Raw genomic sequence first — 26268 nt, 5'->3', positions numbered from 1 at the left:
AAGACTAGAAAAATGGTAAGCGTTGCCGCAAAGTCGCGACAAACTTGCGGCTTCTGTCACATTACGACACAGGGCCGGCCCATCAAGAGCCAGCGCATCAGGGGGATTCCATGAGAAAGCTATTGGCGGCTGTTTTGACCGTAACGCTGGCCGTCTCGGCGCCGCTTGCGGCTCTTGCCGGCAACGCTTCGCTGATCCTCGATGCCCGCACCGGCAAGGTCCTTGCCGCCGAAAACGCCGACACGCTGAACCACCCCGCCTCGCTGACGAAGATGATGACGCTTTATCTCACCTTCGAGGCGCTGAAACGCGGCAGGATCGCCTGGGATACGCCGATCCAAATGTCGAAATATGCTGCCGCCCGGCCGCCGACCAAGCTCGGCGTCAAGGCGGGCGGCACCATCACGGTGCGCGAGGCGGTCTATGGCATGATCGTCAAATCCGCCAACGATGCTGCCGCCGCGATGGCCGAGACGCTCGGCGGCTCGGAGAGCGGTTTTGCACGGATGATGACGGCAAAGGCCCGCCAGCTCGGCATGAGCCGCACCGTCTTCGTCAACGCATCCGGCCTGCCGAACAGCAGCCAGGTGACGACGGCGCGCGACATGTCGACGCTCGGCGTGGCGCTGATGAAGCATTATCCCAATGAATACCGCCTGTTTTCGATGGCGAGCTTCAATTTCCGCGGCAAGACCGTGCGCGGCCACAACAATCTCATGTACCGCTACCAGGGCATGGACGGCATCAAGACGGGTTATACCAATGCCTCGGGCTTCAATCTCGTCAGCGCCGTCAAGGACGGCAACCGCCGTGTCGTCGGCGTCGTGCTCGGCGGCCGCACCGCCCGCAGCCGCGACGCCAAGATGGCGGCGCTGCTCGATCGCTATCTCGGCCGTGCCTCCGGCGGCGCCAGGCTGATGGCGAGCGTCGGCGCCAAGGAGGCCGTCGAAGTCGCTTCCGCCGCCGATGCGTCCGACGTTCCGGTGCCGCTCAACGCGCCGCGCTCGGCCGGCGATGCCGCGCCGAACGGCCTCGGAGCCAACAGTCTGGCCTATGCCGACGATGCGGTCGTGCCGTTGGAGCGTCCGGCCGCGATGGACGAAATCCTCGCCGCCGGCAAGACGGTCAAGCCATCGGCCGAAAAGGCCGATGGGACCTGGCAGATCCAGATTTCGGCCGCGCCGAGCGCCGATGCGGCGCGCGCGCTTCTCGCCCAAGCGCAATCGGAAGGCGGCGCGCCGCTCGTTTCCGCTTCGCCCTATACCGAGGCGGTCGGGACGGGCGCCAACAAGATCTATCGCGCCCGCTTCGTCGGCTTCGCCAGCAAGGATGCCGCCGTTTCGGCCTGCGACGCGCTGAAGCAGCGCTCCTACGACTGCATGCTGTTGCCGGACCACGGCTGATCTGGACCCCGGGACTCAAGGCAATCCCCTCTGGACAAGCAGCGGGAATCAGCGTCTCTTCCATAAACAAAAGGAGAACGCCGATGTTGCGTCGTCTTGCCGAACAGTTCGAAACCTCGTCCGCCGCCCATGTCGCCGCCAACGGCATCGAACGCGATGCCGACTGGTTCCTCCTGAAGCTGCAGGAAGAAATGGGCGAGCTGACACAGGCGTGGAACCGGCTGACCGGCCGGGGCCGTGCCAAAGGCCGTTCGCCCGAGGAAATGCGGCGCGATCTGGCCGACGAGACCGCCGACCTGCTCGGCCACTTGCTGCTGTTTGCCCGCCGCAACGATATCGATCTTGCCGCGGCGATCGAACGCAAGTGGCGGTTTCAGCCGATGCAGACGGCGAACACCTAAGAATTGCAGTTTCTGCCGGACGGCATCGACGTTAGAAGATCTTGTTCACTCCGGTCACGAGCCAGAACGAAAGCGCCGAAATCATCGCCGCAGCCGGCAGCGTGACAACCCATGCGACCACGATATTGCCGGCAAGGCCCCACCGGACCGCGGAGACGCGCCGTGCGGCGCCCACGCCGATGATGGCCCCGGTAATGGTGTGAGTTGTCGAAACGGGGATGCCGAGCCAGGTGGCGCCGAAGAGCGTCAAGGCGCCGCCCGTTTCGGCGCAGAAGCCTTGCATCGGGTTCAGCCTGGTGATTTTCGAACCCATCGTATGCACGATGCGCCAGCCGCCGAAGAGCGTGCCGAGCGCCATGGCCGCCTGGCACGAAATCACCACCCAGAGCGGCACGTGGAAACTGTCGCCGAGGTAGCCCTGCGAATAGAGAAGCACGGCAATAATGCCCATGGTCTTCTGTGCGTCATTGCCGCCATGACCAAGCGAATAGAGCGACGCCGACACGAACTGCAGGAAACGGAAGGACCGATCGACCGCAAAAGGTGTCTGCCGGATGAAGGTCCAGGTCACCGCCAGGATGAGGAACAGGGCGAGAAGAAAGCCGATCATCGGCGACATGACGATTGCGGCAGCGGTCTTGAGGAGGCCGCTCCAGACAATCGAACTCAATCCGGTCTTGGCAAGCCCCGCCCCGACCAGGCCGCCGACAAGCGCATGGGAGGAACTGGAGGGAATGCCGAATATCCAGGTCAAGACATTCCAGGCGATGGCGCCGATCAGGGCGGCGAAAATCACCTGCGGCGTGACGATAGCCGGATCGATGATGCCGGTGCCGAGCGTCTCGGCCACATGAAGCCCGAAGAACAGGAAGGCGATGAAATTGAAGAACGCCGCCCAGAAGACCGCATATTGCGGCCTCAGAACCCGCGTCGATACGATTGTCGCAATCGAATTGGCCGCATCATGCAGGCCATTGAGAAAATCGAAGAGCAGCGCGACGCCGATAAGGCCGACGAGAAGCGGAAGAGCAAGGGTGGCATCCATCAGACATTCTCGATCACGATGCCGCTGATCTCGTTGGCGACGTCCTCGAAACGGTCGACCACCTTCTCCAGCTCGCCGTAGATCTCGCTGCCGATCATATAGGCCATCGGATTGTTGGCGCCATGTCTGCGAAACAGATCCTTGAGCCCTAGCTCATGCAGCTCGTCGGATCGGCCTTCCACGCGCGTTACCTGTTCGACGATGGCGGACAGTCGCGGCGCATTGGCAGTCATGCGATCAAGCAACGGAATGGCTTCGGCAATGAGATTGGCGGCCTCGACGACGGTCTTGCCCATCTCCCGCATGCCAGGATCGAAGCTGGTCTGCTCAAAAAGCCGGATAGTCTTGACGGTCTTGTGCATCATGTCGATCGCATCATCCATGGATTGGATGAGATCCTTGATGTCGCCGCGATCGAAAGGCGTGATGAAGCTTCGCCGGACCGCAAGCATGACTTCGCGGGTAATGTCGTCGGCCTGGTCTTCCAACCGCACGATCGTCTCGCATTGATGTTCGATCTCTATTCCCGACAGCAACCTGTCCAGAGCCTGTGCGGCCTCGACGATCGTCGTGGAATGTTGTTCGAAGAGCACAAAGAACCGGTCTTCGCGCGGCATCAACTTTCGAAACCAACCCAGCATGAATACCTCGCGATCCCTGATTTGCGCTATCGACGATGAGAGCAACCCCTTTATGTGACAGCCGTCCTAAACCCTATCCCTTTGAAGAGATAGGGGCAAATTTCAGTTTATGACAGATTTGTGACAATGGCGCCTTGAAAAAGGAGCACAGTTGAAGAACATTGTCGGTCACCGAACCTTGGTCCATTGTCCTTCGACACAGCCCAGGCTTTCATTCCACCATTGACCTGGAGATCCACATGGCGTCCGCCACAAATAATTCCCGACCAATGGTGGCTGACGCGAATGCCGAAGAAAGCTAGGTCCTATCTCGGCCGGCTCGCAGGCGCGACCGAGCAGCTGTTTCGCGGGGAAGCGATCGAGCAGTTTGCGGCGATCTGCTACCGAAAAGTCGGCGACAGCGCGGTGCAGGTTCTGCTGATCACATCGCGCGAAACTGGCCGGTGGATCATTCCGAAAGGCTGGCCTATCGCCAAGCTCGCGCCCCATCAGGTTGCCGAGCGCGAGGCATGGGAGGAAGCCGGTGTGAAGGGTAAGGCCAAGAAGCGCCCCTTCGGCTTCTATACCTATATTAAGACGCGCGCCAACGGTGAGCGCGTTCCCTCGGTCGTTCAGGTCCATCTCCTGAAAGCCCGGGAAATAGACGAGAACTTTCCAGAGGAAAAACAACGGAGCAGCCGATGGCTGCCGCCGCTCGAAGCCGCGGTTCTCGTTCGCGAGCCCGAACTGAAAAGCTTGTTGGGCAAGGTTGAAAAAACGGTGATGAAACCGCCTAAAGCGTGATGCCGAAGCCTAGAGCGGTTTTCGGAGCCGCATCCTCTGTTTCATCACCCGACCTTATATCGGTAGAACTTGCTATCCACCGCCATCAGCGGGAAGGCCCGGGGCAGGGCGCTTTTGGCAATTTCGGTAAAGCCGTTCTTCTCGTAGAAACGATGGGCGGCGACGAATTTGTCGGTCGTGCCGAGGAAGATATCGGTGAGGCCGGCATCCCTGGCGTGGGCAAACAGGTGATCGAGAAGCCGCGCCGCCACGCCATGTTCGCGGCCGCGAACCTCGGCGGCGACGAACATCTTGCGCAGCGCCGCCTGATTGTGGCCGATATCCTTCAAGCCCAGAGTGCCGACGATGACGCCGTCCTTGACCGCGACCCAGAACTGGCCTTTGCCGGACTGGTAGAAATCCGGGATGACCCTCAGATCCGGCTGCGCATCGGCGGTGATGTCGATGCCGAATTCTTCGCGCTGGATCGGCAGGATCACCGACAGCACGTCATCGGCGTCGCCCTCGGCAAAAGGTCTGATTTCGATCTCCGCCATCGGCTCCTCCCGCCTCAGGTCTGCGTGCCGCCGACCGTCACCTGATCCATCCGCAGATGCGGCTGACCGACGCCGACCGGAACCCACTGGCCCCCCTTGCCGCAATTGCCGATGCCGGTGTCGAGCTTCATGTCGTTGCCGATCATCGTGACCCGCTTCATCGCATCGGGCCCGTTGCCGATCAGCATCGCGCCCTTGATGGGCGCGCCGACCTTGCCGTTCTCGATCAGGTAGGCCTCGGTGCAGCCGAAGACGAACTTGCCGGAGGTGATATCCACCTGGCCGCCGCCGAAGGAGACGGCATAGATACCCTTCTTCACCGAGGCGATGATTTCATCAGGCGTCTTGTCGCCGCCGAGCATGTAGGTGTTGGTCATGCGCGGCATCGGCACATGCGCATAACCCTGGCGGCGTCCGTTGCCGGTGGGCGCCATGCCCATCAGCCTGGCATTCTGCCGATCCTGCATATAGCCGACGAGCTTGCCATTCTCGATCAGAACATTGTAGCCGGACGGAGTGCCCTCGTCGTCCACGGTGATCGAGCCGCGGCGGTTGTCGATCGTGCCGTCGTCGACGACGGTGACACCGGGTGCTGCCACCATCTGGCCGAGAAGGCCGGCAAAGGCTGACGTCTTCTTGCGGTTGAAATCGCCTTCCAGCCCGTGACCGACCGCCTCGTGCAGCATCACGCCCGGCCAGCCGGAGCCGAGAACGACATCCATCGTGCCGGCCGGCGCATCGATCGCCTCGAGATTGACGAGCGCCTGGCGCAGCGCCTCGTCGGCGCCGAACTTCCAGCTTCCCGTTGCGATGAAATCGCCGAAACCGATGCGGCCGCCCTGGCCATAGGAGCCGCTTTCCTGCCGATCGCCTTCGCCGACCACGACCGAGATATTGATGCGCGTCATCGGCCGGATATCCTGCACGCGATGACCGTCGGCGCGCAGGATGTCGACCATCTGCCAGCTTGCCGCGACCGAAGCCGTCACCTGCCGTACCTTATCGTTCTTGTTCCTTAAATAGGCGTCGATCTCGGTCAGCACCTTCACCTTTTCCTCGAAGCTCGGCGAGCCGATCGGATTTTCGTCGGTATAGAGCTTGCGGTTGGTCCGCTGGGGTGCTGCAGCATAGCTGCCGGCATAACCGCGCGTGACCGTACTGACGGCATCGGCGGCCCGTTTCAACGCCGTGACGGAAAGATCGCCCGCATGCGCGTAGCCGACCGCTTCACCGGCAACGGCACGCAGTCCGAAACCCTGCTCGGTATTGAAGCTGCCACCCTTCAGCCGGCCATTGTCGAAGGTCAGCGCTTCGGCCTGCGCATGCTCGATGAAGAGCTCGCCGTCATCGGCGCCGGACAAGGCTTCGGCGACCAGACCGCGCATGGTGGCGTCGTCGGCATCGAAAAGCGTCAGGAGATCGGTGGTCATGGTCTGGCTCCAATGGGCATGCGTTCGGGAATGCGCTTACTCCCTAGATAGGGTTCTACCTTACAAGGAGTGAAGCCCTGCGGCCGAATTATTCTTTGATGGGCAAGTTCATCTCAGGAGATGGGAGTGTGCGCGAAGGAGATGTAAAGCGTTTTTCGCTTTACGTTCAGGGGCGCCCCCGCGCCAGCGTCAAGCTTGACTGGAACGTCACCCCATCCTCCGTCATCCTCGGCCTTGAGCCGAGGATCCATACCCGCCCACTGATGGATGCCGCGTGGATACTCGGGTCAAGCCTGAGTATGATGGAGGGTGGGATGAGCCTTTGGAGCGCGTGCAGCGAGGGAAGTTGGAAGACGAGCCTAGTGGCGCCGCGCTCGCATGCCCTCACGGCAGCGCATCGAAACCCTCAGCGAAACCCTTGAGGTCGACGGGGATGCCGATGCCTTCTTCCGGGGTCTGGAAGACGATGAAGGTTGCCTGGGCGCCGCTGCGGAAGGTCTTCAGCAACTCGTCCTCGAGCACGACCTCGGCATAGCAGCCATCGGCGAAGCAGCGCACGAAATAGGCGCGGCCGATATCCTTGCCGTCGACATTGAGGCCGAGGCCGTTCGGCAAGAGCACGCCGAGCGGTGCGAGCACGCGCAGGATCTTCGACTTGCGGTCGGCCGTCTTCAGCACGACGACGGAAAGCCCGACTTCCGGCCGGTCCTCGGCGATGACGTTCTGCATCAGCGCGCATTGTTCGGCCGAAGCGCCGGCCGGCTTGTCGCAGACAACAGACCAGGCGCCATGATTGGATTTCACCGTGCCCGGCGCCTGCGGCTGCGTCTGGCCGGGCGTCACCGGTTCGACTTTCGGGGTGGAGGCGTTCGGCTGCTGCGGGGTGGGGGCAGGGGCGGCCGGGGCTGGCGCGGTGGGCGCGGCCGGGGAGGGGGCGGGTTGCTGTGCGAAAACGGGCGTCGCCGTGGCAGCCGCGATGCTGGCAGTCACGACGAGCGACTGCGCGAGGGAACGGAAACCCATGAAAACCTCTGGATATCGAATCATTGCGGCTATTGTTGAAGCTGCCCACCGAAAATGAAAAGCCCCACCCCGTGAAAACCGGGGGACTGCGGCAGAAATTGGACCTTTCGACAAGAATGTGCGGCGGCCGGATTGGCCGGAAAGGCGTTTTTTCATATGCTGATGAAAAACTTGGGATGTTTTGCCGTCCGCGCCTGCCTGCTCTTTAAGCAAAAATGCCGCATAGACAATTGCTCTGGCCTGTTGCGGCAAATGCCAAACTGTGGTTTGAAGCGCTGAAGATGGCAAGGATTCTGCGTTGGTTTTGCAGGTCAAGCGCTCGAGGGAGATAATAAGGTGATGAAGAAGGCTTATGCAGCTCTGACCGCGCTGGTCTGTCTGCTTTTTGCTTCCGGCACATATGCCGACCAGCCGAAGCCGTGGCAGGCGACGCTGCAGCCGGCGGCGACGCCGATCATGCGGGAAATCCACTGGTTCGAACAATATACCCTGTGGTTTATCGTTCCGATCACGCTTTTCGTTCTGATCCTGCTCATCGTCGTCTGCTTCAAGTTCCGCGCCAGCGCTAATCCGGTGCCTTCGAGGACGAGCCACAACACCCTGATCGAGGTCATCTGGACCGTGGGGCCGGTCCTGGTGCTGCTCCTTCTCGCCATACCCTCCTTCAACCTGCTGACGGCGCAGCTGACGCTGCCCGAAAACCCCGATGTGACGATCAAGGCGACCGCCACGCAGTGGCAGTGGAACTATGAATATGAAGGTTCGGGCGACAGCCCGCTCGCCTTCGATTCCTATCTTCTGAAGGATCAGGATCGCGCCGCTGCCGGCAAGGAAGATAAGTCGATCTATCCCAGGCTTCTGGCCGTCGACAACGAGCTGGTCCTGCCTGTCAACAAGACGGTGCGCGTCCTCGTGACCGCAGCGCCGACCGACGTCATCCACGCTTTCGCCATGCCGTCCTTCGGCATCAAGATCGACGCCGTGCCGGGCCGTTTGAACGAGACCTGGTTCAAGGCCGAGCGCGAAGGCCTGTTCTATGGCCAGTGTTCCGAGCTCTGCGGCAAGGACCATGCGTTTATGCCGATCGCCATCCGCGTCGTCTCCGAGGACAAGTACAAGCAGTGGCTGAGCGCAGCCGCCAGCGACCTGCCCGGCGCCTACAAGACACTCATGGCCGCAACCGATGGTCCCGCAAAGACCGTCGACGTCGCCGAAGCACAGTAATCAAAGGGGATCGGGACAATGGCTGGACCTTCCGCTCACGACGATCATTCTCACGCCCGCCACGACCATGCACATGATGATCACGATCACCATGATCACGGGCACAAGCCGAGCTTTGTCAATCGCTGGCTGTTCTCGACCAACCACAAGGACATCGGCACGCTCTACCTGATCTTCGCGATCATCGCCGGCATCATCGGCGGCGCGCTGTCGGTGGCCATGCGCATGGAGCTGCAGGAGCCGGGCATCCAGATCTTCCACGGCCTGGCCTCGATGGTCTACGGCTATGAGGGCGATGCCGCCATCGACGGCGCCAAGCAAATGTTCAACATGTTCACCACCGCGCACGCGCTGATCATGATCTTCTTTATGGTCATGCCGGCGATGATCGGCGGTTTCGCCAACTGGATGGTGCCGATCATGATCGGCGCCCCCGACATGGCCTTCCCGCGCCTGAACAACATCTCCTTCTGGCTGATCGTTCCGGCCTTCGCGCTGTTGCTTCTGTCGATGTTCGTCGAAGGTCCGGCCGGCGCCTACGGCACGGGTGGCGGCTGGACGATGTATCCGCCGCTGGCAACGAGCGGCACGCCGGGACCGGCGGTCGACCTGGCGATCTTCGCGCTCCACATTGCCGGCGCCTCGTCGATCCTCGGTGCGATCAACTTCATCACCACGATCCTCAACATGCGCGCCCCCGGCATGACGCTGCACAAGATGCCGCTGTTTGCCTGGTCGGTGCTGATCACCGCCTTCCTGCTCTTGCTGTCGCTGCCGGTTCTGGCGGGCGGCATCACCATGCTGCTGACCGACCGCAACTTCGGCACCTCGTTCTTCTCTCCGGAAGGCGGCGGTGATCCGATCCTCTACCAGCACCTGTTCTGGTTCTTCGGTCACCCCGAGGTTTACATTCTCATCCTGCCGGGCTTCGGCATGATCAGCCACATCATCTCGACCTTCTCGAAGAAGCCGATCTTCGGCTACCTGGGCATGGCCTACGCCATGGTCGCAATCGGCGCCGTCGGCTTCGTCGTCTGGGCCCACCACATGTACACGGTCGGCCTGTCGCTTGATGCGCAGCGTTACTTCGTCTTCGCCACCATGGTCATCGCCGTGCCGACGGGCGTGAAGATCTTCTCCTGGATCGCGACGATGTGGGGCGGCTCGATCTCGTTCCGCACGCCGATGCTCTGGGCGATCGGTTTCATCTTCCTGTTCACGGTCGGCGGCGTCACCGGCGTCCAGCTTGCCAATGCCGGTCTCGACCGGTCGCTGCATGACACCTATTACGTCGTGGCTCACTTCCACTACGTTCTGTCGCTCGGCGCCGTCTTCGCGATCTTTGCCGGCTGGTACTACTGGTTCCCGAAGATGACCGGCTACATGTACAACGAGTTCCTCGGCAAGCTGCATTTCTGGGTCATGTTCATCGGCGTCAACCTGGTGTTCTTCCCGCAGCACTTCCTTGGTCTCGCCGGCATGCCGCGCCGCTACATCGATTATCCGGATGCCTTTGCCGGCTGGAACTATGTTTCCTCGATCGGCTCCTACATCTCGGCCTTCGGCGTGCTGATCTTCCTCGTCTCGGTCTTCGAAGCCTTCGCCAAGAAGCGCATCGCCGGCGAGAATCCGTGGGGCGAGGGTGCGACGACTCTGGAATGGCAGCTGCCTTCGCCGCCGCCCTATCACCAGTGGGAACAGTTGCCGCGCATCAAGTAAAGCGTGCGGAAAACCGGACGCCGCATTCCATACGGCGTCCGGCGTAAGGAAATTCAGGACGGAATGATGACGGTTATCGACAATCACGAGGCGCTTGCAGAGGACGGCGAAATGTCGGAAGCGAGCGCGCGCGATTATTTCGAGCTCTTGAAGCCACGGGTCATGTCGCTCGTGGTCTTCACCGCCTTTGCCGGCCTGGTGCTGGCGCCGGGCCACATCAACCCCGTCCTCGGCCTGATCGCCATCCTTTGCATCGCCGTCGGCGCCGGCGCCTCCGGCGCGCTGAACATGTGGTACGACGCCGATATCGACGCCGTCATGAGCCGCACGGCCAAGCGCCCAATTCCGGCCGGCCGCGTCGCGCCGTCGGAGGCGCTCGCCTTCGGCTTGGTGCTGTCGGGCTTTTCGGTGGTCATTCTCGGCCTTGCCGTCAACTGGCTGTCGGCCGGCATCCTTGCCTTCACCATTTTCTTCTACGCCGTCATCTACACCATGTGGCTGAAGCGCTCGACGCCGCAGAACATCGTCATCGGCGGTGCCGCCGGCGCCTTTCCTCCGATGATCGGCTGGGCGTGCGTCACGAATTCGGTGACGATCGAGAGCACCGTTCTCTTCCTGATCATCTTCCTGTGGACGCCGGCGCATTTCTGGGCGCTTGCCCTGTTCAAGATGCGCGATTACGAGGCCGTCGGCGTGCCGATGCTGCCGAACGTCGCCGGCGAGCGGGTGACCAAGCATCAGATCGTCGCCTATGCGGTGCTGACCGCCATCTGCGCGGTGCTGCCCTCCGTCCTCGGTTTCGCAAGCTTCGGCTACGGTCTCGTCGCCGCCGCTCTCGGCGCGATCTTCATCTACTGTTCCATCGCCGTCTGGCGCATGCCGGACGGCGATCTGAAGATGATCCCGGCAAAGAAGCTCTTCGCCTTCTCGATCTTCTACCTCTTCGCCGTATTTTCAGCCCTGATGATCGACCGGCTGGCTTCGGTCTTGGTTTCGCACGCTGGAGGTTGGTTCTGATGGATCTGGTCAAGCTCACCGAAAAGCAGATGAAGTCGCGCCGCAACCGCAACATCGCCCTCGGGTTGGTGCTGGCCGGCCTTGTCGTCCTCTTCTATGCGATCACGATCGTCAAGATCGGCGGGGGAATGGCCGGATGAGCGAAAAAGCCGCCGCACCCAGGAAGCAGGGCCGCAACAACGGCGCCGTCGTCATGATGTGCCTGAGCTTCGTCTTCGGCATGGGCGCGATGAGCTATGCCGCCGTGCCGCTCTACCGCATCTTCTGTCAGGTGACCGGCTATAACGGCACGACGCAACGCGTCGAGCAGATGTCGAGCGTCGTGCTCGACCGCAAGATGCGCGTCACCTTCGACGCCAATGTCGCCCCCGGCCTGCAGTGGAATTTCAAGCCGGTCGAGCGCGAGGTCAATCCGAAGATCGGCGAAACCATCCAGGTCAATTTCGTCGCCGAGAACCGGTCGAACGAAACCCAGCGCGGCCAGGCGGTGTTCAATGTCACGCCGGGCGAGGCGGGCGCCTATTTCAACAAGGTGCAATGTTTCTGCTTCACGGAAACGGACCTGAAGCCGGGCGAGAAGCTGGAGATGCCGGTCGTGTTCTATATCGACCCTGAAATCGTCAAGGCTGTGGAATCGAAGGATATCCACACGGTGACGCTGTCATACACGTTCTACCCGAAAGAGGGTCCGAAGCCTGTCGCTTCGAATGAAGGTGGAACGGTGAAGATTGAAAAGAAACTTTGATCAAGGCTCGTTTCCGGCTATGCCGGGGGCGAAGTGAGGAAGACATTCGGGGATAGCCACATGGCCGATGCGCATCAGAAGAACCACGACTACCACATCATCGATCCGAGCCCGTGGCCGATTCTCGCCTCGCTCGGCGCCTTCATCATGGCGATCGGCGGCGTCTGCTATATGCGTTACCTGAACGGCGGCTCCTTCAAGCTCGCCGGCGCCGAGCTCGCCAATCCCTGGCTCTTCTATATCGGCCTGGTGCTGGTTCTGTACGTCATGTACGGCTGGTGGGCCGATACGGTAAAGGAAGCCCATGAGGGCTCTCACACCCGCGTCGTTTCGCTGCACCTGCGCTACGGCATGATCATGTTCATCGCTTCGGAAGTGATGTTCTTCGTCGCCTGGTTCTGGGCTTATTTCGACGCCAGCCTGTTTCCGAACGAGGCGATCCAGGCCTCGCGCATGGCCTATACTGGCGGCGTCTGGCCGCCTAAGGGCATCGAAGTCCTCGATCCCTGGCACCTGCCGATCTACAACACCGTCATCCTGCTGCTCTCCGGCACGACGGTGACCTGGGCGCACCATGCGCTGCTGCACAATGACCGCAAGGGCCTCATTCAGGGCCTGACGCTGACCGTGCTGCTCGGCATCCTGTTCTCTTCCGTGCAGGCCTACGAATATGCTCACGCTCCGTTCGACTTCAAGAATTCGATCTATGGCGCGACCTTCTTCATGGCGACCGGCTTCCACGGTTTTCACGTCCTCGTCGGCACGATCTTCCTCCTGGTCTGCCTGCTGCGCGCGCTTCGCGGCGACTTCACCCCGAAGCAGCATTTCGGCTTCGAGGCAGCCGCCTGGTACTGGCACTTCGTCGACGTCGTCTGGCTGTTCCTGTTCTTCTGCATCTACGTTTGGGGCGGCTGGGGCGCTCCGGTCGCCGCAGGCTGATCAGGAAGTCAGCTTCAAACAAAAGGGCGGGCCTCGGGTCCGCCTTTTTTGTCTTTGGCTCCACGCTCCGTCATCGCCGGGCTTGACCCACGGCGCGGCCCCTGACTACCCGCTACGATTGAGTGAGAATAACCAAGGTCTCCGGCAATACTCCGTCATATTCCATCGCATCCGCCGCTTGCTTGGACTTCATAAATTCTTCCAGGCGGCCCATGTCGGGGACGTCCATGACCAGACCAACTCGGTTGGATCCTTGTGGATCGACGAACGTACGAATGTTTGTGCAGCCGAGGGGCTCGAAAACCTCTTTGCGGCGTGGTGAAGTGAGCCAATGTTTGACGTCTTTGACGTCGTGATAGGCCAATATGGTAGGCATAGCATCCTCCGCTCAAAGCCAAATAGAACACTACGCCGCGATTGATCACATTGATATTACCCGGATGGGCGGGGCGCAGCGTCGTCGGCAAATGGCAAAGATGTCGACGCTCTCGTCGCTTCCGGCCCCAGCTTCGCATTAGAAGCAATCATGGTAGCATTTGCTACCGGACTTCGCATCGAATGCTCGGGTCAAGTCGGTCAAACCTGAGCATGACGGCGACTGGGACGTGCGATTGGCAAGAGGCGGACACTCATCCCATGATCGGGGATCGACAAAGCATTTGCTTGATCCGGGAGAGATCAAGAATGCTCCATCCCTAGAACTCCCGAATTCGCAGAGGAGTAGGCAATTTGCAGATCCCCGATCGTTTTCTTATTGCCGAGACGGATGGATGGTTGGTGAACCATCGGATGAATTCCGCTCTTCCCGGCTATCTCATGATCAGCTCCAAGACGGATACGAACGATCTTTCCGATTTGTCCGAGGCCGCATTGAAGAGCTTGGTCCGTTGCTGGCGACAGCTCAGGACGTACTGAAGCGGAAACTGGGAGCGCAACGCGTTTATATCGGCCGCTACGGACACTCTCCCGGTTATCCGATCCATTTCCACGTGATCCCGATCTATGAGTGGGTGGAGGAATTGTTCTGGAAAGACAGCCGATATCGCATCCTCCAGAGTTTTGCCGACGGACCGGGAGAGACCCCGACGGATGGCGCCGAACTGACCCTGTTCGTCTGGCGCGAATTCTGCGAGCGCGCGGAGCCGCCGCCGGTTCAAGGCCGGTCCGTCTCGGAGACCATTGAAATATTGCGAAGGGCGATGCGATGATACACCGATAGGTAGAGCATCGAGGAGGCTCCATGGTTTTCTGGGCAGCGAGTTTGTTTGGATTGGCGATCGGCTACCTCATCGGTTCCACGCCCACGGGCTATCTTGCCGGGAAACTGCTTAGAGGCATCGATATTCGCGACCACGGCTCCGGTTCCACCGGCGCAACGAACTCTTGCGAACCCTGGGGAAATGGCCTGCGTCGGCGGTGCTTCTGGTGGATGTGCTAAAAGGCGCGGGAGCGATCCTGTTTGCCCGTTGGTTTTATCCGTGGCTCCACAGAGTGCTGCACGACATGCCGCCGGCCGCACTTGAGCTGCACGCTTGGCTACCTTGGGCTGTTTGCCTGGCCGGACTTGCCGCATTGCTCGGTCATAGCCGTTCGATCTGGCTGAATTATAAAGGCGGCAAATCCGTCGCTGCGGGGCTCGGCCTGCTGCTCGCAATATCCTGGCCGGTCGGTCTTGGCGCCCTTGCGACTTTTGGCGTCGTGCTCGCCATCTTCAGGATTGTTTCCCTCGGGTCGATGCTGGCGGCTTTGACTGCAATCGCTCTCATCTGCAGCCTCGAGCAGCCCTTGCCCTATCGGCTGCTGGTGATCTTAGGCGGTGCCTATGTGATCATACGTTATCGCGCCAACATTCGCCGGCTGCTGTCAGGGATGGAGCCGCGCCTGGGGCAAGGCAGCCCGGAATCAAAAGCGGCGTCGCAAAGTTAGAGCGGCGACGTGGGCCGTCTGCGGCCCCCTCATCCACCCTACGGGCACCTTCTCCCGCTGGGAGAAGAGGGGAGTCGACACGCCGTGGCATAACACTTCGTCCCCAGAGTGGCAGAAGGTTGCGGCAGCCGGATGAGGGGCCGATCTCAACGCCCGCCGGCAATCCGTTCGAAAGCCGAAGGTTCGGGGATGCCGAGGTCGAGGCGCTGGCGGATCGCCTCGGCGCATTCGAGTGCGGTCAGCACGGATGTATCGACCTCCATGTCGTAGATCCCGGGCCGGTGCACCTCGTCCTGCCAGCGCTGCACCGGTTCGGGGATCGACACCTCTTCGGTGGCGCGGAGATACAGCCTCTCGCGGCCTTCTTGGGCAACCTCGCGCCGCTGCATGATCGTCTCGATCGGACAGCGCACGCCGACGAACAGCACGGAAAAGCCTTCAAGGCGCCGGGCGCAGTCGGGAAGTATGCCGAGCGGGCGCGAATAGCTGTCGTGATGGCCGAGATCGGCGACCACATTGAGTCCCAATCCGGCATGAATGGCGATCGATTCGTAAAGGGCGGCATAGAGGAACGGTATCAACTCCTCCAGCTCCGGCCGCTCGCCGCCGGGCCTCAGCCCGATGCCGGGCAAATAGCGCTTCGGCGTCATGGCATTGTAGCTGTCGACGCCGAGGTTGATCCACGGCCCCTCGAATTCCTCCTGGATTGCCCGGGCAATGCTGGATTTGCCGCTGCGCGGCGCCCCGTTCAGGATGATGATCTGTCCGGCATGGCTGTCATGGGTCATCAGTCTTCTTCTTCTGTTTGGGGCGAATCGCTGAGGGAGGTCGCGCAGGCATTTCCATTCGGGATGCGAATACTTTATGGGAGAGTTAAGGCAGCATGGAATTGTCAGAAGGAGTGGCATGAACGAGGACAGCGCTCATTTTCCCCCGGTCGACCCTGTTAAGACAGGCATCAAGGGCTGCTGCCCGCGTTGCGGCCAGGGCAAGCTGTTCGATGGCCTGCTCGGGGTAAAGCCGCGCTGCGCCTCCTGCGGCCTCGATTATTCCTTCGCCGATTCCGGCGACGGTCCGGCCGTCTTCGTCATCCTTATCGTCGGCTTTATCATCATCGGCATGGTGCTCTGGCTGCAGGTGAATTACGGCCCGCCGATCTGGGTGCATATCCTGCTGTTCGGGCCGCTGACGATCATCCTGTCGCTTCTGACGCTGCGCTGGTTCAAGGGCATCCTGATCGCCATGCAATACAGACACAATGCCCGCGAGGGACGCCTGAGTGACTGAAGCAGAGCATGTAATGCCGCGCCGCCGGCTGCCTCTCATAACAGGTATGCTGGTGCTGATTGCGCTTGCCATCCTAATTTCGCTCGGCACCTGGCAGGTCGAGCGCCTCCACTGGAAAGAGGGGCTGCTCGCCGATATTGCCACGCGCCAGGCTGCCGCCCCGGTGCCGCTGGCCGACATCGAGGCGATGGCCGCGAGCGGCGGCGATATCGAATACCGCAAGGTCACCGCCACCGGCCGCTACATCAACAACAAGGAGCGGCATTTCTTCGCCACCTGGCGCGGCCAGACCGGCTTTTATGTCTATACCCCGCTCGAGCTTGCCGACGGGCGCGTCCTCTTCGTCAATCGCGGTTTCGTTCCCTATGAGAACAAGGAGCCGGAAATGCGCATGCAGGGCCAGTTGACGGATCAGCAGACCGTCACCGGCCTGGCGCGGGCAAAACTTCCGGGCAAGCCCTCGCGGCTGGTGCCGGACAATGACGTCGCCAAGAACATCTTCTACTGGAAGGATCTCGACGTCATGGCCGAAAGCGTCGGGCTGGAGAAGGGGCGCGTCCTTCCCTTCTTCGTCGATGCCGATTCCACCCCCAATCCGGCCGGCCTGCCGATCGGCGGCGTCACCCAGGTCGATCTGCCGAACGACCATCTGCAATATGCCCTGACCTGGTACGGCCTGGCCGCCGTGCTCGTCGTCGTGGTGGCGATCTCCTGGTTCCGCAGGTCAGGGAAGTCGCCTCGGCAATAGTATTGCTTCAATTCTTGGCCATATTGGGCTAGAGGTCCCTAACCCTCTCAATCCGGAACAGACATGAATATTGCGGCGAAACCTCCCTTGACGATCAGGCTCTGCGGGCCGCGCGGCTTCTGCGCCGGCGTCGACCGCGCCATCCAGATCGTCGTGCTGGCGCTGAAATCCTATGGCGCGCCGGTCTATGTGCGTCACGAGATCGTCCACAATCGTTATGTCGTCGAGGGGTTGGAGGCGAAGGGCGCCGTTTTCGTCGAGGAGCTGGACGAGATCCCGGCCGAGCATCGCGCCCAGCCGGTGGTCTTCTCTGCCCATGGCGTGCCGAAATCCGTGCCGGAGGATGCGGTAAGCCGCAATCTCTTCTATCTCGACGCCACCTGTCCGCTGGTTTCCAAGGTCCACAAGCAGGCGATGCGCCACAACCGCCTCGGCCGCCACGTCGTGCTGATCGGCCATGCCGGCCATCCTGAGGTGATCGGCACGATGGGACAGCTGCCGGAGGGGTCGGTTTCGCTGATCGAGACCATCGAGGATGCCGACGCCTACGCACCCGCCGATCCGGACAATCTCGGCTATGTCACCCAGACGACGCTATCGGTCGACGACACCGCCGGCGTCATCGCCCGCCTGCAGGAGCGTTTTCCCAACCTGAACGCGCCGGCAGCCGATTCGATCTGTTATGCGACGACCAACCGCCAGGAAGTGGTGAAGCAGGCGGCGCCTGGCTGCGATCTCTTCATCATCGTCGGGGCGCCGAACTCCTCCAATTCCAAGCGCCTCGTTGAAGTGGCGCTGCGGGCAGGGGCGAAGAAATCGATTCTCGTGCAGCGCGCCGCCGAACTCGACTGGGACGAGATCGGCGCGATCTCGACGCTCGGCCTTTCCGCCGGCGCTTCGGCCCCCGAGGTGATCGTCAACGAGATCATCGAGGCGTTCCGCGCCCGCTTCGACGCCCGCGTCGAACTGGCCGAAACGGTGCAGGAAACCGAGAATTTCCTGGTCAACCGCGAATTGCGCAGCATCGAGCTGACGGCGGCCGACATGGCCTTCGTCAACGGCTAGGCCATCATAGCGGCCGCGCCATCCATCATCCATAAGCAAAGACGAGACTTCACTTGGCAGTCTATACCGATATCGCCGAAGACGATCTGAAGTGGTTCCTGACCGAATATGACGCGGGAAGCCTGCTCTCTTACAAGGGCATCGCCGAAGGCGTGGAGAATTCCAATTTCCTGCTGCACACCTCCAAGGAGCCGCTGATCCTGACACTCTATGAGAAGCGCGTGGAAAAGAGCGACTTGCCGTTCTTCCTCGGCCTGATGCAACATCTCGCAGCCCGCGGCCTCTCCTGCCCGCTGCCGCTGCCGCGCCGCGACGGCGCGCTGCTCGGCTCGCTCTCCGGCCGTCCGGCGGCGCTGATTTCCTTCCTCGAAGGCATGTGGCTGCGAAAGCCGGAGGCAAAACACTGCCGCGAGGTCGGCCGGGCGCTCGCCCAAATGCATGTAGCGGGTGCCGGTTTCGAGCTGAAGCGCCCGAACGCGCTTTCGCTCGACGGCTGGCGAACACTCTGGGAAAAATCCGAGGCGCGCGCCGACGAGGTCGAGCCCGGCCTGCAGGATGAGATCCGCAGCGAACTCGATTTCCTCGCTGCCGCCTGGCCGAAGGGTCTGCCGGCCGGCGTCATCCATGCCGATCTTTTCCCCGACAACGTCTTCTTCCTCGGTGATCAGCTCTCCGGCCTGATCGACTTCTATTTCGCCTGCAACGACCTGCTCGCCTATGACGTTTCGATCTGCCTGAATGCCTGGTGCTTCGAAAAGGACGGCGCCTACAACATCACCAAGGGCACGGCGATGCTTGAGGGTTACCAGAGCGTGCGGCCCTTGAGCAGCGAAGAGATCGCCGCTCTGCCGGTGCTGTCGCGCGGTTCGGCGCTGCGCTTCTTCCTGACCCGGCTTTATGACTGGCTGACGACGCCCGAGGGCGCCATGGTCACCAAGAAGGACCCGCTCGAATATCTGCGCAAGCTGCGCTTCCACCGCCAAGTCGTCTCGCCGGCAGAATACGGGCTCAGCCTATGAAACACGTCGATATCTTCACCGACGGCGCATGCTCCGGCAATCCCGGCCCCGGCGGCTGGGGCGCCGTGCTGCGTTATGGCGACGTCGAAAAGGAGCTTTGCGGCGGCGAGGCGGATACCACCAACAACCGCATGGAACTGCTCGCGGCGATCTCCGCCCTGCAGGCGCTGAAGACGCCATGCGAGGTCGACCTCTATACCGACAGCGCCTACGTCAAGGACGGCATCTCCAAGTGGATTTTCGGCTGGAAGAAAAACGGCTGGAAGACATCGGACAAGAAGCCGGTCAAGAACGCCGAACTCTGGCAGGCGCTCGAGGAAGCCCGCAACCGCCACAAGGTGACGCTGCACTGGATCAAGGGCCACGCCGGCCACCCGGAAAACGAACGCGCGGATGAACTGGCGCGCCGGGGCATGGAGCCGTTCAAGAAGGGCAAGGCGGTTTCGTTTTAAGGGTGTGACGGCTGCCCCACCAAAGACCGTATATTGCAGGCCGAGACCGTTTTCGTTCGGGAGGCAAGAGTGTCATCTATTCCAACGACAGTCGAATTGAGCTCAACGATCGATCGTATGGAGGACGTGTATCGTCGTCACGAAGAGGCCAGCGCTCTTTTCGATGCCTATGAAAAGCTCAGTCAGCGTTTCGAACGGGATTTGGCGGACGAGCGCGATGTGTTGCTCAGCAAAGGGGCAGCGCTGATGATGATCAAATATTGGCTCGAAGAGAACGGCGCGGATCCCTGGCGCGGTTGAAGGAGGGCCGGTTTACGCGTTCATCCTGCGGCCGCGATGCGGAAGGCTGATAATAGGCGGATTGCGTCTCCTCTTGCTCCCTCCAACTTGGGTGAAAGATGATGTGGCGTTGCCACGATTCCCCTTCTCCCCAGCGGGGAGAAGATGCCGGCAGGCAGATGAGGGGGTGATCGGCTGAGCCGCGAATGCGCTGAGCGCAAGCGAAGGGCAATGAATGGCGCGCCGTGCCGCCCCCTCATCCGACCCTTCGGACCCCCGCTGGGAGAAGAGGGAGCCGGCGGCGACCTTCGGTATTCTCACCCACCTATTGCCGCGCCACCGCCGCTCCCTGGATCAGCCGATGCAGATATTCGAGCTTGGCCACGACAGGCGAGGACAGTACGAAGGGATAGGAGTCGGGCTGGCCCATGCTGCGCTGGATGGCGTTGATCGCCAGGCTGAGCGGCACCCAGGCGCGGACCAGCTGTTCGGCGCTTGCCGCCCTGTAGGGGATGAAATCGACCTCGCCTGATATTTCCTCGTGGCCGCGCGGGTCGATGGCGATGCCGAAGGCGCGCGCCGTCTCCAGTGTGTCGACGATATGGAGGTAATGAGCGAAGCATTCGGCGAAATCCTCCCAGGGGTGGGAGGCGGCATATGCGCTGATGAAATTGTCCTGCCATCCCAGAGGCGCGCCGCCGGCATAATGTTTTTGCAGTGCGGCAGCATAATCCTGCCGTTCGTCGCCGAAGACGGCGCGAAAATCCGAAAGGCCGCCGCGGTCGCGCACCAGCTTGTTCCAGATGAAATGGCCGGCCTCGTGGCGGAAATGGCCAAGCAGGGTGCGATAGGGCTCGTTCATCGAGTTGCGCGCCTGTTCGCGCGTCGCATCGTCGGCCTCGGCGGCGCGGATGGTGATCAGGCCTTCCTCGTGGCCGGTCATAGCAGGCACGACATGGCCGTCATTCTGCAACGAATCCTCGAGGAAATCGAAGACCAGCCCGCCTTGCGGATCCTCGCCCCGATCGGGATGCGGCAGCTTCCAGCGCAACAGCGAATAGAAGAGATGGCGCTGCGCCTGGCCGATGCGCCGCCAGCGGCCGATGCCATCCCCAGTATCGGTGTTGGGCACCAGCCGGTTGTGGCGGCAGGCGGCGCAGAACTCGCTGTCGCTGTCGCCCTCCACCAGCCAGTTGCAGATGTCGAGGCCGGCATTGGCGCAGAAGCGCACCTGCCGGTCGGGATGGGCAACGAGCTGCCAAGCCGTCTCGTCGCGCGGCTCCAGCGCATGCATGGCGAGATCGCCGGGCAGGAAGCCGAGGCGATGATTGCAGCGCACGCAGTGGCGGTTGTCGAAATGGACGACCTGATCGCAATTGTCACAGGCAAAAAGCTTCATCGTATTGATCTCAGCAAAACGGAGGCGGATTAAAAATGCCCGCCGCGCGAAGCGCAGCAGGCATGGTTCATCAAGGATGCGCTTGTGGTTCAGAGCCGGTCGACGGCGCCCTTGAGCTTGTCCTTGACCTTGCCGGTTGCGACCTGTCCCTTGCCTTTGGCTTCCTGGACGGCGCCCTTGGCCTGCATGTCGCGATCGCCGGTGGCCTTGCCGGCAGCTTGCTTCGTCTTGCCGGCAATTTCGTTGGCCTTGCCTGAAATCTTGTCGCTGGTGCTACCCATAGGTGATGTCTCCTTGGTTGGCGTCGGATCTCTCGTCCGCGCCGAAAGGAAACGTCACTTGCGGCTATTCGTTCCAGCGCGGGTCAAGCCCGCCTCCGGGAGATTTCAGGCGTGTCCGGCTTCGGCCGAAAGCATGGCGGCTGTCACGCCCATGCCGGCGAGCGCCCGCTCGTATTTGTCCTCGAGGCTGCGGTCGAAGATCAGCTCCTCATTGGCCGGGCAGGTGAGCCAGCCATTGTTGGCGACCTCGGTTTCGAGCTGGCCGGCTCCCCAGGAGGAATAACCGAGCAGCATCGTCGCGCGCTTCGGCCCGGCGCCCTTGGAGATGGCGCGCACGATGTCGAGCGTCGCCGTCAGGCAGATGTCGTCGCTGACCGGGATCGAGGAGTCGCTGGTATAATCGTCCGAGTGCAGCACGAAGCCGCGGCCGCTTTCTACCGGGCCGCCGGTCTGGATCGGGAAGTCGCGGGCGCGCTGCGGCAGCACAATCGGCTCTTCCTGCTTGATCATGTCGAGATGCAAGAGCACATCGGTGAAGGTCAAGCTCTGCGGCCGATTGATGACGAAGCCCATGGCGCCGGCATCCGAATGCGCGCAGATGTAAATCACGGTGCGCGCAAAGTTGCGGTCTTCCATGCCGGGCATGGCGATGAGGAACTGGCCATCGAAGAAGCCACGTTCCCGTCTGTTCTTCAGCGTCGATAAGGACATCGTTCCTCCTGCTGCCAGACCGCACCAAGGCCCCGACAAGAGAAGGATGGGCCAATGTCAGCAATCAATCAACTGAAAATGAAGATTATGTGGCCGCCGCTTCTGGCGGCCAAACGGCACTTTGGGTAAACCTTTGTTCCATGATGATTATTTCTTTGGCACCGCGCCGGCTTTTCACGGCGGCCATTTCGCTGGCCGCAGCCTTCGCCCCGTTTTGTTCAGGTCGCGCGCAGGCGGAAATGAGCGCCTGGGCCGAGACCGAGGGCGGCCGCATGCGCCTCGTGGCGCTGGCGCCCGATGCCGGCGGCAAAATCCGCGCCGGCCTGCAGATCGAGCCGAAACCCGGCTGGATCACCTATTGGCGCGAGCCCGGCAACAGCGGCATCCCGCCTCAAGTCACCATTGCGCCGAAAAGCGGCGTGGCGCTCGATGCCATCGGCTATCCCATTCCCAAGCATTTTCTCAAAGGCGGTATCGAGGATATTGCCTATGATGCGCCGGTGACGCTGCCATTGTCGCTGACGGCGGCCGGCGACGGGCCGGTCGCGATCGACGCCACCGCCTTCATCGGCATCTGTAGGGATATCTGCATTCCCTTCCAGGCGAATTTGGCGGTGAAGCTCGGCCCGGCCAAGCAGTCGCATCCGGAGGAAGAAGCGATCCTTGCGGCCGCCGATGCGGCCTTGCCGAAGCCGCCTTCGGCCGATTTCAAGGTCGCGGCGCATGCTATGTCTTCCGACAGGAAGACGCTGTCGCTAACGCTTAACTTGCCGGGCGGCGGAAGCGCCAGCGCGCCCGATATCATCGTCACCGGCCCGAGCGGCTATGCTTTCACCAAGCAGGTCGGCGGCAAACGCGACGGCGCAGCCTTCAAGACCGACATTGCAATCGGCAGGCTGCCGAAGGATTATGACCTATCCGGCAAGCGCTGGAGAGTGCTTGTCATCGATGGCGACAAGGCGATGGAGACCACGCTTGCCTTTGACTGACCGTCACTTATAGTCGCCCCATCCCCGGCGGCTCCCCCGCCAGCCCGAACCCCAAGAAGCCCGAACCCCGAGGAGAAAACCCATGACCATCGCGATTGGCGACAAGCTTCCGGCCGCCACTTTCAAGGAAAAGACCGCCGACGGCCCGGTCGAAATCACCACCGATCAGCTCTTCGCCGGCAAGCGCGTCGTGCTGTTTGCCGTGCCGGGCGCCTTCACGCCCACCTGCTCGCTGAACCACCTGCCGGGTTACCTCGAAAACCGCGACACCATCCTCGCCAAAGGCGTCGACGATATCGCTGTTCTCGCCGTCAACGATTGGCATGTCATGGGCGCCTGGGCGCAATCCTCCGGCGGCCTCGGCAAGATCCACTTCCTCGCCGATTGGGACGCCGGCTTCACCAAGGCCGTTGGCCTCGAGGCCGACCTCTCCGCCGGCGGCCTCGGCCTGCGCTCCAAGCGCTATTCGATGCTGGTGGAAGATGGCGTCGTGAAGGCGCTCAATGTCGAGGAAAGCCCCGGCCAGGCCACGGTCTCGGGTGCGGCCGCGATGCTGGAACTGCTCTGAGTTTTCAGATAGGACGGCAGCGCCGGCTGGTCTGGCAGCAACAAGCCCCCAACCTTCGCCATCCCAGCCCAATCCATGGCCGTGCTGGACGAGACTGGCCTGGGTCCTCGGGTCAAGCCCGAGGACGACAGAGGGTGGGGTGAAGTTCCATGGCAAATCTAACGATGGCGAAGCAATAGCAGCGGCGTTGCGCCTCGTTCCGCTGGCCCTCCTCAACGTCGTCATTCCAGGCCTTGAGCCTGGAATCCATGGCCGCAGTCGACGAGGCCGGCATGGGTCCTCGGGTCAAGCCCGAGGACGACGGAGGGTGGGGCGAGCTCTGTGGCAAATCCGGCGATGGTGACGCAATAGCAGCATCATTGCGCCTCCCGCCAATCACCCGCTCAATACCTACACGACATCACCGCCTAGGAGATCTGTGAGGGCGGCCCCTCATCCGGCTGCCGCCACCTTCTCCCCGCTCGCGGGGGAGAAGGCTACAAGTCGCGACCTCTCCGTCTCTCTCAAGCCTTCCAGGGCACGTCCCCTCTCCCCGTCAGAACGGGGAGAGGGTTAGGGTGAGGGGCAATCATTCGCGTGAACCGGACAGCTGTGGCCTTGCGCCTGGGATCCACGCCTGGTGCCGGCAGAGGCCGGCCTGGGTCCTCGGGTCAAGCCCGAGGACAACGGAGGGTGGGGTGAGCTTGTGGCAAATCCAGCGCACGTGATGCAATAACAGTCTCGTTCCGCTTCCTGCCAATGCCCCTCCCAAAACTCCGTCATTCCAGGCCTTGAGCCTGGAATCCACCGACCACCCTGTGACAAGATAGCCGACCTCCCGCCTCAATCTCGCCGCAATCGTTATAACATAACGGTAATGTTATTACATTGTCAGGATGAGCCATGCACCCGAACCCCGATCGCCCCTCCATCAGCCTGCTGGGACAATCGGCCTTATCCCGGGTGATCGGCATCTCGCTGATCATTGCCGCGCTCTGGCTGGCCATTCACTGGGCGGTTCTGCTGCCATGACGCCGTTGATCCGTCTCGATGACCTTACCGTCGCCTATGACAGACACCCCGCCGTCCATCATGTTTCGGGCGCTTTTGCGCCGGGCAGCCTGACGGCGATTGCCGGGCCGAATGGGGCGGGCAAGTCGACGCTGCTGAAGGCGATCATGGGCGAGCTGCGTCCGGCCGAGGGCAGGGTCGAGCATCGGCTGGGGCGGGCGGAATTCGGCTATCTCCCGCAGGCGGCCGAGATCGATCGGCGTTTCCCGATCTCGGTCATCGACACCGTCATGCTCGGCGCCTGGAAGAGCAGGGGCGCCTTCGGCCGCGTGGCACCCGCCGATGTCAAAAGGGCGGGCGAGGCGCTTGCCGCCGTCGGCCTCGACGGTTTCGGCAGACGCCATGTCGGCTCGCTCTCGGCCGGCCAGTTCCAGCGCGTGCTCTTTGCCCGCCTGCTCCTGCAGGATGCCGGCGTCATGCTGCTCGATGAGCCGTTTACGGCAATCGATGCCCGCACGACCAGGGATCTGCTCGATATCGTTTCCCGCTGGCATGGCGAGGGCCGCACCGTCATCGCCGTGCTGCATGATTTCGAGCTCGTCCGGACGCATTTCCCCCAGACCCTGCTGCTCGCCCGCGAGCTTGTGGGCTGGGGGCCGACCGGTGACGTCATGTCGTCCCCCAATCTGATGAAGGCCCGCGCCATGGCCGAGCGCTGGGATGAGGATGGCGAGGCCTGCAGCCCGGCGGAGGCGCCGGCGGCATGACGGCTTACGATCTCTTCCTCGCGCCCTTCGCCGATTTCGGCTTCATGCGCCGCGCCCTTGTCGCCTGCCTCTGCCTCGGGCTCGGCTCCGGGCCGATCGGCGTCTTCCTGATGCTGCGGCGCATGAGCCTGATGGGTGACGCGATGAGCCATGCCGTGCTGCCGGGGGCGGCGATCGGCTATCTCGTCGCCGGCTCGCTGTCGTTGACGGCGATGGGCCTCGGCGGCCTTGTCGCCGGCCTGTCGGTGGCGCTGCTGTCCGGCGCCGTCAGCCGCATGACCGTGCTGCGCGAGGATGCGAGCTTTGCCAGCTTCTATCTCGCATCGCTGGCGCTTGGAGTGCTGATCGTCTCGCTGCGCGGCTCGAACATCGATCTGCTGCACGTGCTGTTCGGCACCATCCTGGCGATCGATGCGCCGGCACTTTATCAGATCGGCGCGATCACCTCGCTGACCCTCGTTATCCTTGCCGCCATCTACCGGCCGCTGGTGGCCGAATGTTTCGATCCGGGTTTCTTGAGAGCCGTCGGCGGGCGCGGGCCGGTCTATCACGTCGTCTTCCTGCTGCTCGTGGTGCTGAACCTCGTCGCCAGCTTCCAGGCGCTCGGCACGCTGATGGCGGTCGGCTTGATGATGCTGCCGGCCGCCGTCGCCCAGCTCTGGTCGCGCAGCCTGCCTGTTATGATGCTGATTGCGACCGCCAGTGCGGCCGCCTCCGGTTATCTCGGCCTGATCGCCTCGTACCATCTCGAGCTCGCCTCCGGCCCGACGATCATCATGACGGCGGCGCTGTTTTACGCCTTCTCGATCCTCTTCGCGCCCTCCGGCATCGCCCGGCGCTTCTTTCCCCGCCCGCATCTGAAGGGCTGACTTCAAGGAGAC

30 protein-coding genes and 2 pseudogenes are annotated in these 26268 nt (G+C 62.0%); 22 read left to right on the top strand and 10 right to left on the bottom strand.

Translation table 11 applies throughout. The features are described 5' to 3' along the window. The first annotated feature begins 110 nt into the window (after positions 1-110). Positions 111-1403 carry a D-alanyl-D-alanine carboxypeptidase family protein gene (locus PYR71_RS00525; RefSeq protein ID WP_275617842.1) on the top strand — a complete coding sequence of 431 codons (1293 nt, stop codon included), beginning with the start codon at positions 111-113 and terminating at the stop codon, positions 1401-1403. A gap of 83 nt (positions 1404-1486) precedes the next feature. Continuing rightward, the gene (locus PYR71_RS00520) at positions 1487-1804 is read left to right on the top strand and encodes a pyrophosphohydrolase domain-containing protein (protein ID WP_183918748.1); all 318 of its coding nucleotides are present in this window, start codon (positions 1487-1489) and stop codon (positions 1802-1804) included. Between the two features lie 31 nt (positions 1805-1835). On the opposite strand, the gene PYR71_RS00515 is transcribed toward PYR71_RS00520, so the two are convergent. Both PYR71_RS00515 and PYR71_RS00510 read right to left on the bottom strand, forming a co-directional pair. After that, positions 1836-2849, bottom strand: a complete 1014-nt coding sequence (locus PYR71_RS00515) for an inorganic phosphate transporter (protein ID WP_275617841.1) — start codon at positions 2847-2849, stop codon at positions 1836-1838. Beyond that, a complete protein-coding gene (locus tag PYR71_RS00510; RefSeq protein ID WP_183918750.1) occupies positions 2849-3490 on the bottom strand; it encodes a DUF47 domain-containing protein in 642 nt (213 codons plus the stop codon). The genes PYR71_RS00515 and PYR71_RS00510 overlap by 1 nt, the downstream gene beginning before the upstream one ends. Before the next feature lie 285 nt (positions 3491-3775). On the opposite strand from PYR71_RS00510, the gene PYR71_RS00505 reads away from it, so the two are divergent. Then, on the top strand, positions 3776-4273 hold the full coding sequence (locus PYR71_RS00505) for an NUDIX hydrolase (RefSeq protein WP_275617840.1): 498 nt from the start codon (positions 3776-3778) through the stop codon (positions 4271-4273). Between the two features lie 44 nt (positions 4274-4317). On the opposite strand, the gene PYR71_RS00500 is transcribed toward PYR71_RS00505, so the two are convergent. The 3 genes from PYR71_RS00500 to PYR71_RS00490 all read right to left on the bottom strand — a co-directional run bounded on the left by PYR71_RS00500 (position 4318) and on the right by PYR71_RS00490 (position 7286). Continuing rightward, positions 4318-4809: a GNAT family N-acetyltransferase gene (locus tag PYR71_RS00500; RefSeq protein ID WP_275617839.1), complete on the bottom strand. Its 492-nt coding sequence runs from the start codon at positions 4807-4809 to the stop codon at positions 4318-4320. Between the two features lie 14 nt (positions 4810-4823). Beyond that, the gene (tldD, locus tag PYR71_RS00495; protein WP_275617838.1) at positions 4824-6239 is read right to left on the bottom strand and encodes a metalloprotease TldD; all 1416 of its coding nucleotides are present in this window, start codon (positions 6237-6239) and stop codon (positions 4824-4826) included. A gap of 384 nt (positions 6240-6623) precedes the next feature. Continuing rightward, positions 6624-7286, bottom strand: a complete 663-nt coding sequence (locus PYR71_RS00490; RefSeq protein WP_275617837.1) for an invasion associated locus B family protein — start codon at positions 7284-7286, stop codon at positions 6624-6626. 315 nt (positions 7287-7601) lie between these two features. On the opposite strand from PYR71_RS00490, the gene coxB reads away from it, so the two are divergent. The 6 genes from coxB (at position 7602) to PYR71_RS00460 (ending at position 12906) form a co-directional block, all read left to right on the top strand. Beyond that, positions 7602-8486, top strand: coding sequence for a cytochrome c oxidase subunit II (gene coxB / locus PYR71_RS00485; RefSeq protein ID WP_275617836.1), 885 nt, complete (start codon positions 7602-7604; stop codon positions 8484-8486). 18 nt (positions 8487-8504) lie between these two features. Then, entirely contained in the window at positions 8505-10205 is a 1701-nt protein-coding gene (gene ctaD, locus PYR71_RS00480; RefSeq protein WP_275617835.1) for a cytochrome c oxidase subunit I, read from the top strand. A gap of 66 nt (positions 10206-10271) precedes the next feature. Continuing rightward, the gene (locus PYR71_RS00475) at positions 10272-11222 is read left to right on the top strand and encodes a heme o synthase (RefSeq protein WP_183918823.1); all 951 of its coding nucleotides are present in this window, start codon (positions 10272-10274) and stop codon (positions 11220-11222) included. After that, entirely contained in the window at positions 11222-11362 is a 141-nt protein-coding gene (locus tag PYR71_RS00470; RefSeq protein WP_004672998.1) for a hypothetical protein, read from the top strand. The genes PYR71_RS00475 and PYR71_RS00470 overlap by 1 nt, the downstream gene beginning before the upstream one ends. Next, complete coding sequence (locus PYR71_RS00465) at positions 11359-11967, top strand: cytochrome c oxidase assembly protein (RefSeq protein WP_275617834.1); 609 nt, start codon at positions 11359-11361, stop codon at positions 11965-11967. Before PYR71_RS00470 ends, PYR71_RS00465 begins: the two co-directional genes overlap by 4 nt. A 60-nt stretch (positions 11968-12027) precedes the next feature. Next, positions 12028-12906 (top strand): cytochrome c oxidase subunit 3, encoded by an 879-nt coding sequence (locus PYR71_RS00460; RefSeq protein WP_275617833.1) that lies wholly within the window; start codon positions 12028-12030, stop codon positions 12904-12906. A gap of 112 nt (positions 12907-13018) precedes the next feature. Here PYR71_RS00460 and PYR71_RS00455 read toward each other — a convergent pair whose 3' ends face one another. Further along, positions 13019-13282 carry a hypothetical protein gene (locus PYR71_RS00455; RefSeq protein WP_183918759.1) on the bottom strand — a complete coding sequence of 88 codons (264 nt, stop codon included), beginning with the start codon at positions 13280-13282 and terminating at the stop codon, positions 13019-13021. A gap of 353 nt (positions 13283-13635) precedes the next feature. Here PYR71_RS00455 and PYR71_RS00450 point away from each other — a divergent pair. Both PYR71_RS00450 and plsY read left to right on the top strand, forming a co-directional pair. Then, positions 13636-14114 (top strand): annotated as a pseudogene (locus PYR71_RS00450) (HIT family protein). A 32-nt stretch (positions 14115-14146) separates the two neighbouring features. After that, positions 14147-14832, top strand: a pseudogene (gene plsY, locus PYR71_RS00445) (glycerol-3-phosphate 1-O-acyltransferase PlsY). A 146-nt stretch (positions 14833-14978) separates the two neighbouring features. Here plsY and PYR71_RS00440 read toward each other — a convergent pair. Next, positions 14979-15620, bottom strand: a complete 642-nt coding sequence (locus PYR71_RS00440; protein WP_275617832.1) for a chloramphenicol phosphotransferase CPT family protein — start codon at positions 15618-15620, stop codon at positions 14979-14981. A 118-nt stretch (positions 15621-15738) separates the two neighbouring features. Here PYR71_RS00440 and PYR71_RS00435 point away from each other — a divergent pair, with 118 nt between their 5' ends. The 6 genes from PYR71_RS00435 (at position 15739) to PYR71_RS00410 (ending at position 19703) form a co-directional block, all read left to right on the top strand. Then, positions 15739-16119, top strand: coding sequence for a DUF983 domain-containing protein (locus PYR71_RS00435; RefSeq protein ID WP_010029252.1), 381 nt, complete (start codon positions 15739-15741; stop codon positions 16117-16119). After that, entirely contained in the window at positions 16112-16867 is a 756-nt protein-coding gene (locus tag PYR71_RS00430) for an SURF1 family protein (protein WP_275617831.1), read from the top strand. The genes PYR71_RS00435 and PYR71_RS00430 overlap by 8 nt, the downstream gene beginning before the upstream one ends. A 63-nt stretch (positions 16868-16930) precedes the next feature. Continuing rightward, positions 16931-17932, top strand: coding sequence for a 4-hydroxy-3-methylbut-2-enyl diphosphate reductase (gene ispH / locus PYR71_RS00425; protein WP_275617830.1), 1002 nt, complete (start codon positions 16931-16933; stop codon positions 17930-17932). Between the two features lie 53 nt (positions 17933-17985). Continuing rightward, positions 17986-18951, top strand: a complete 966-nt coding sequence (locus tag PYR71_RS00420) for a homoserine kinase (RefSeq protein WP_275617829.1) — start codon at positions 17986-17988, stop codon at positions 18949-18951. Next, positions 18948-19403, top strand: coding sequence for a ribonuclease HI (rnhA, locus tag PYR71_RS00415; protein WP_183918767.1), 456 nt, complete (start codon positions 18948-18950; stop codon positions 19401-19403). Before PYR71_RS00420 ends, rnhA begins: the two co-directional genes overlap by 4 nt. 96 nt (positions 19404-19499) lie before the next feature. Next, positions 19500-19703, top strand: a complete 204-nt coding sequence (locus PYR71_RS00410) for a hypothetical protein (protein WP_275617828.1) — start codon at positions 19500-19502, stop codon at positions 19701-19703. A 304-nt stretch (positions 19704-20007) separates the two neighbouring features. Here PYR71_RS00410 and PYR71_RS00405 read toward each other — a convergent pair whose 3' ends face one another. The 3 genes from PYR71_RS00405 to PYR71_RS00395 all read right to left on the bottom strand — a co-directional run bounded on the left by PYR71_RS00405 (position 20008) and on the right by PYR71_RS00395 (position 22073). Further along, positions 20008-21081 (bottom strand): zinc-binding metallopeptidase family protein, encoded by a 1074-nt coding sequence (locus PYR71_RS00405; RefSeq protein ID WP_275617827.1) that lies wholly within the window; start codon positions 21079-21081, stop codon positions 20008-20010. A gap of 89 nt (positions 21082-21170) precedes the next feature. Next, a complete protein-coding gene (locus PYR71_RS00400) occupies positions 21171-21362 on the bottom strand; it encodes a CsbD family protein (RefSeq protein WP_183918770.1) in 192 nt (63 codons plus the stop codon). Between the two features lie 105 nt (positions 21363-21467). Then, complete coding sequence (locus PYR71_RS00395; protein WP_183918771.1) at positions 21468-22073, bottom strand: YqgE/AlgH family protein; 606 nt, start codon at positions 22071-22073, stop codon at positions 21468-21470. 140 nt (positions 22074-22213) lie between these two features. On the opposite strand from PYR71_RS00395, the gene PYR71_RS00390 reads away from it, so the two are divergent. The 5 genes from PYR71_RS00390 (at position 22214) to PYR71_RS00370 (ending at position 26256) form a co-directional block, all read left to right on the top strand. Further along, positions 22214-23062, top strand: a complete 849-nt coding sequence (locus PYR71_RS00390) for a protein-disulfide reductase DsbD domain-containing protein (protein WP_275617826.1) — start codon at positions 22214-22216, stop codon at positions 23060-23062. An 82-nt stretch (positions 23063-23144) separates the two neighbouring features. Further along, the gene (locus PYR71_RS00385; protein WP_096772253.1) at positions 23145-23630 is read left to right on the top strand and encodes a peroxiredoxin; all 486 of its coding nucleotides are present in this window, start codon (positions 23145-23147) and stop codon (positions 23628-23630) included. An 882-nt stretch (positions 23631-24512) separates the two neighbouring features. Beyond that, on the top strand, positions 24513-24641 hold the full coding sequence (locus PYR71_RS00380; RefSeq protein WP_275617825.1) for a hypothetical protein: 129 nt from the start codon (positions 24513-24515) through the stop codon (positions 24639-24641). Then, a complete protein-coding gene (locus PYR71_RS00375; RefSeq protein ID WP_275617824.1) occupies positions 24638-25387 on the top strand; it encodes a metal ABC transporter ATP-binding protein in 750 nt (249 codons plus the stop codon). The genes PYR71_RS00380 and PYR71_RS00375 overlap by 4 nt, the downstream gene beginning before the upstream one ends. Further along, the gene (locus PYR71_RS00370) at positions 25384-26256 is read left to right on the top strand and encodes a metal ABC transporter permease (RefSeq protein ID WP_275617823.1); all 873 of its coding nucleotides are present in this window, start codon (positions 25384-25386) and stop codon (positions 26254-26256) included. The genes PYR71_RS00375 and PYR71_RS00370 overlap by 4 nt, the downstream gene beginning before the upstream one ends. Positions 26257-26268 lie beyond the last annotated feature (12 nt).

Source organism: Rhizobium mulingense (genome assembly GCF_029194105.1).
Classification (GTDB): Bacteria; Pseudomonadota; Alphaproteobacteria; order Rhizobiales; family Rhizobiaceae; genus Rhizobium; species Rhizobium mulingense.
Note: the sequence above shows the minus strand (reverse complement) of the source record. Positions and strands in the feature narration are given on the sequence as shown.

Coding starts and splice junctions, on each gene's coding strand:
- PYR71_RS00525 (WP_275617842.1), top strand. CDS start 111: ATGAGAAAGCTATTGGCGGCTGTTTTGACCGTAACGCTGGCCGTCTCG.
- PYR71_RS00520 (WP_183918748.1), top strand. CDS start 1,487: ATGTTGCGTCGTCTTGCCGAACAGTTCGAAACCTCGTCCGCCGCCCAT.
- PYR71_RS00515 (WP_275617841.1), bottom strand. CDS start 2,849: ATGGATGCCACCCTTGCTCTTCCGCTTCTCGTCGGCCTTATCGGCGTC.
- PYR71_RS00510 (WP_183918750.1), bottom strand. CDS start 3,490: ATGCTGGGTTGGTTTCGAAAGTTGATGCCGCGCGAAGACCGGTTCTTT.
- PYR71_RS00505 (WP_275617840.1), top strand. CDS start 3,776: ATGCCGAAGAAAGCTAGGTCCTATCTCGGCCGGCTCGCAGGCGCGACC.
- PYR71_RS00500 (WP_275617839.1), bottom strand. CDS start 4,809: ATGGCGGAGATCGAAATCAGACCTTTTGCCGAGGGCGACGCCGATGAC.
- tldD (WP_275617838.1), bottom strand. CDS start 6,239: ATGACCACCGATCTCCTGACGCTTTTCGATGCCGACGACGCCACCATG.
- PYR71_RS00490 (WP_275617837.1), bottom strand. CDS start 7,286: ATGATTCGATATCCAGAGGTTTTCATGGGTTTCCGTTCCCTCGCGCAG.
- coxB (WP_275617836.1), top strand. CDS start 7,602: ATGAAGAAGGCTTATGCAGCTCTGACCGCGCTGGTCTGTCTGCTTTTT.
- ctaD (WP_275617835.1), top strand. CDS start 8,505: ATGGCTGGACCTTCCGCTCACGACGATCATTCTCACGCCCGCCACGAC.
- PYR71_RS00475 (WP_183918823.1), top strand. CDS start 10,272: ATGACGGTTATCGACAATCACGAGGCGCTTGCAGAGGACGGCGAAATG.
- PYR71_RS00470 (WP_004672998.1), top strand. CDS start 11,222: ATGGATCTGGTCAAGCTCACCGAAAAGCAGATGAAGTCGCGCCGCAAC.
- PYR71_RS00465 (WP_275617834.1), top strand. CDS start 11,359: ATGAGCGAAAAAGCCGCCGCACCCAGGAAGCAGGGCCGCAACAACGGC.
- PYR71_RS00460 (WP_275617833.1), top strand. CDS start 12,028: ATGGCCGATGCGCATCAGAAGAACCACGACTACCACATCATCGATCCG.
- PYR71_RS00455 (WP_183918759.1), bottom strand. CDS start 13,282: ATGCCTACCATATTGGCCTATCACGACGTCAAAGACGTCAAACATTGG.
- PYR71_RS00440 (WP_275617832.1), bottom strand. CDS start 15,620: ATGACCCATGACAGCCATGCCGGACAGATCATCATCCTGAACGGGGCG.
- PYR71_RS00435 (WP_010029252.1), top strand. CDS start 15,739: ATGAACGAGGACAGCGCTCATTTTCCCCCGGTCGACCCTGTTAAGACA.
- ispH (WP_275617830.1), top strand. CDS start 16,931: ATGAATATTGCGGCGAAACCTCCCTTGACGATCAGGCTCTGCGGGCCG.
- rnhA (WP_183918767.1), top strand. CDS start 18,948: ATGAAACACGTCGATATCTTCACCGACGGCGCATGCTCCGGCAATCCC.
- PYR71_RS00405 (WP_275617827.1), bottom strand. CDS start 21,081: ATGAAGCTTTTTGCCTGTGACAATTGCGATCAGGTCGTCCATTTCGAC.
- PYR71_RS00400 (WP_183918770.1), bottom strand. CDS start 21,362: ATGGGTAGCACCAGCGACAAGATTTCAGGCAAGGCCAACGAAATTGCC.
- PYR71_RS00395 (WP_183918771.1), bottom strand. CDS start 22,073: ATGTCCTTATCGACGCTGAAGAACAGACGGGAACGTGGCTTCTTCGAT.
- PYR71_RS00390 (WP_275617826.1), top strand. CDS start 22,214: ATGATGATTATTTCTTTGGCACCGCGCCGGCTTTTCACGGCGGCCATT.
- PYR71_RS00385 (WP_096772253.1), top strand. CDS start 23,145: ATGACCATCGCGATTGGCGACAAGCTTCCGGCCGCCACTTTCAAGGAA.
- PYR71_RS00380 (WP_275617825.1), top strand. CDS start 24,513: ATGCACCCGAACCCCGATCGCCCCTCCATCAGCCTGCTGGGACAATCG.
- PYR71_RS00375 (WP_275617824.1), top strand. CDS start 24,638: ATGACGCCGTTGATCCGTCTCGATGACCTTACCGTCGCCTATGACAGA.
- PYR71_RS00370 (WP_275617823.1), top strand. CDS start 25,384: ATGACGGCTTACGATCTCTTCCTCGCGCCCTTCGCCGATTTCGGCTTC.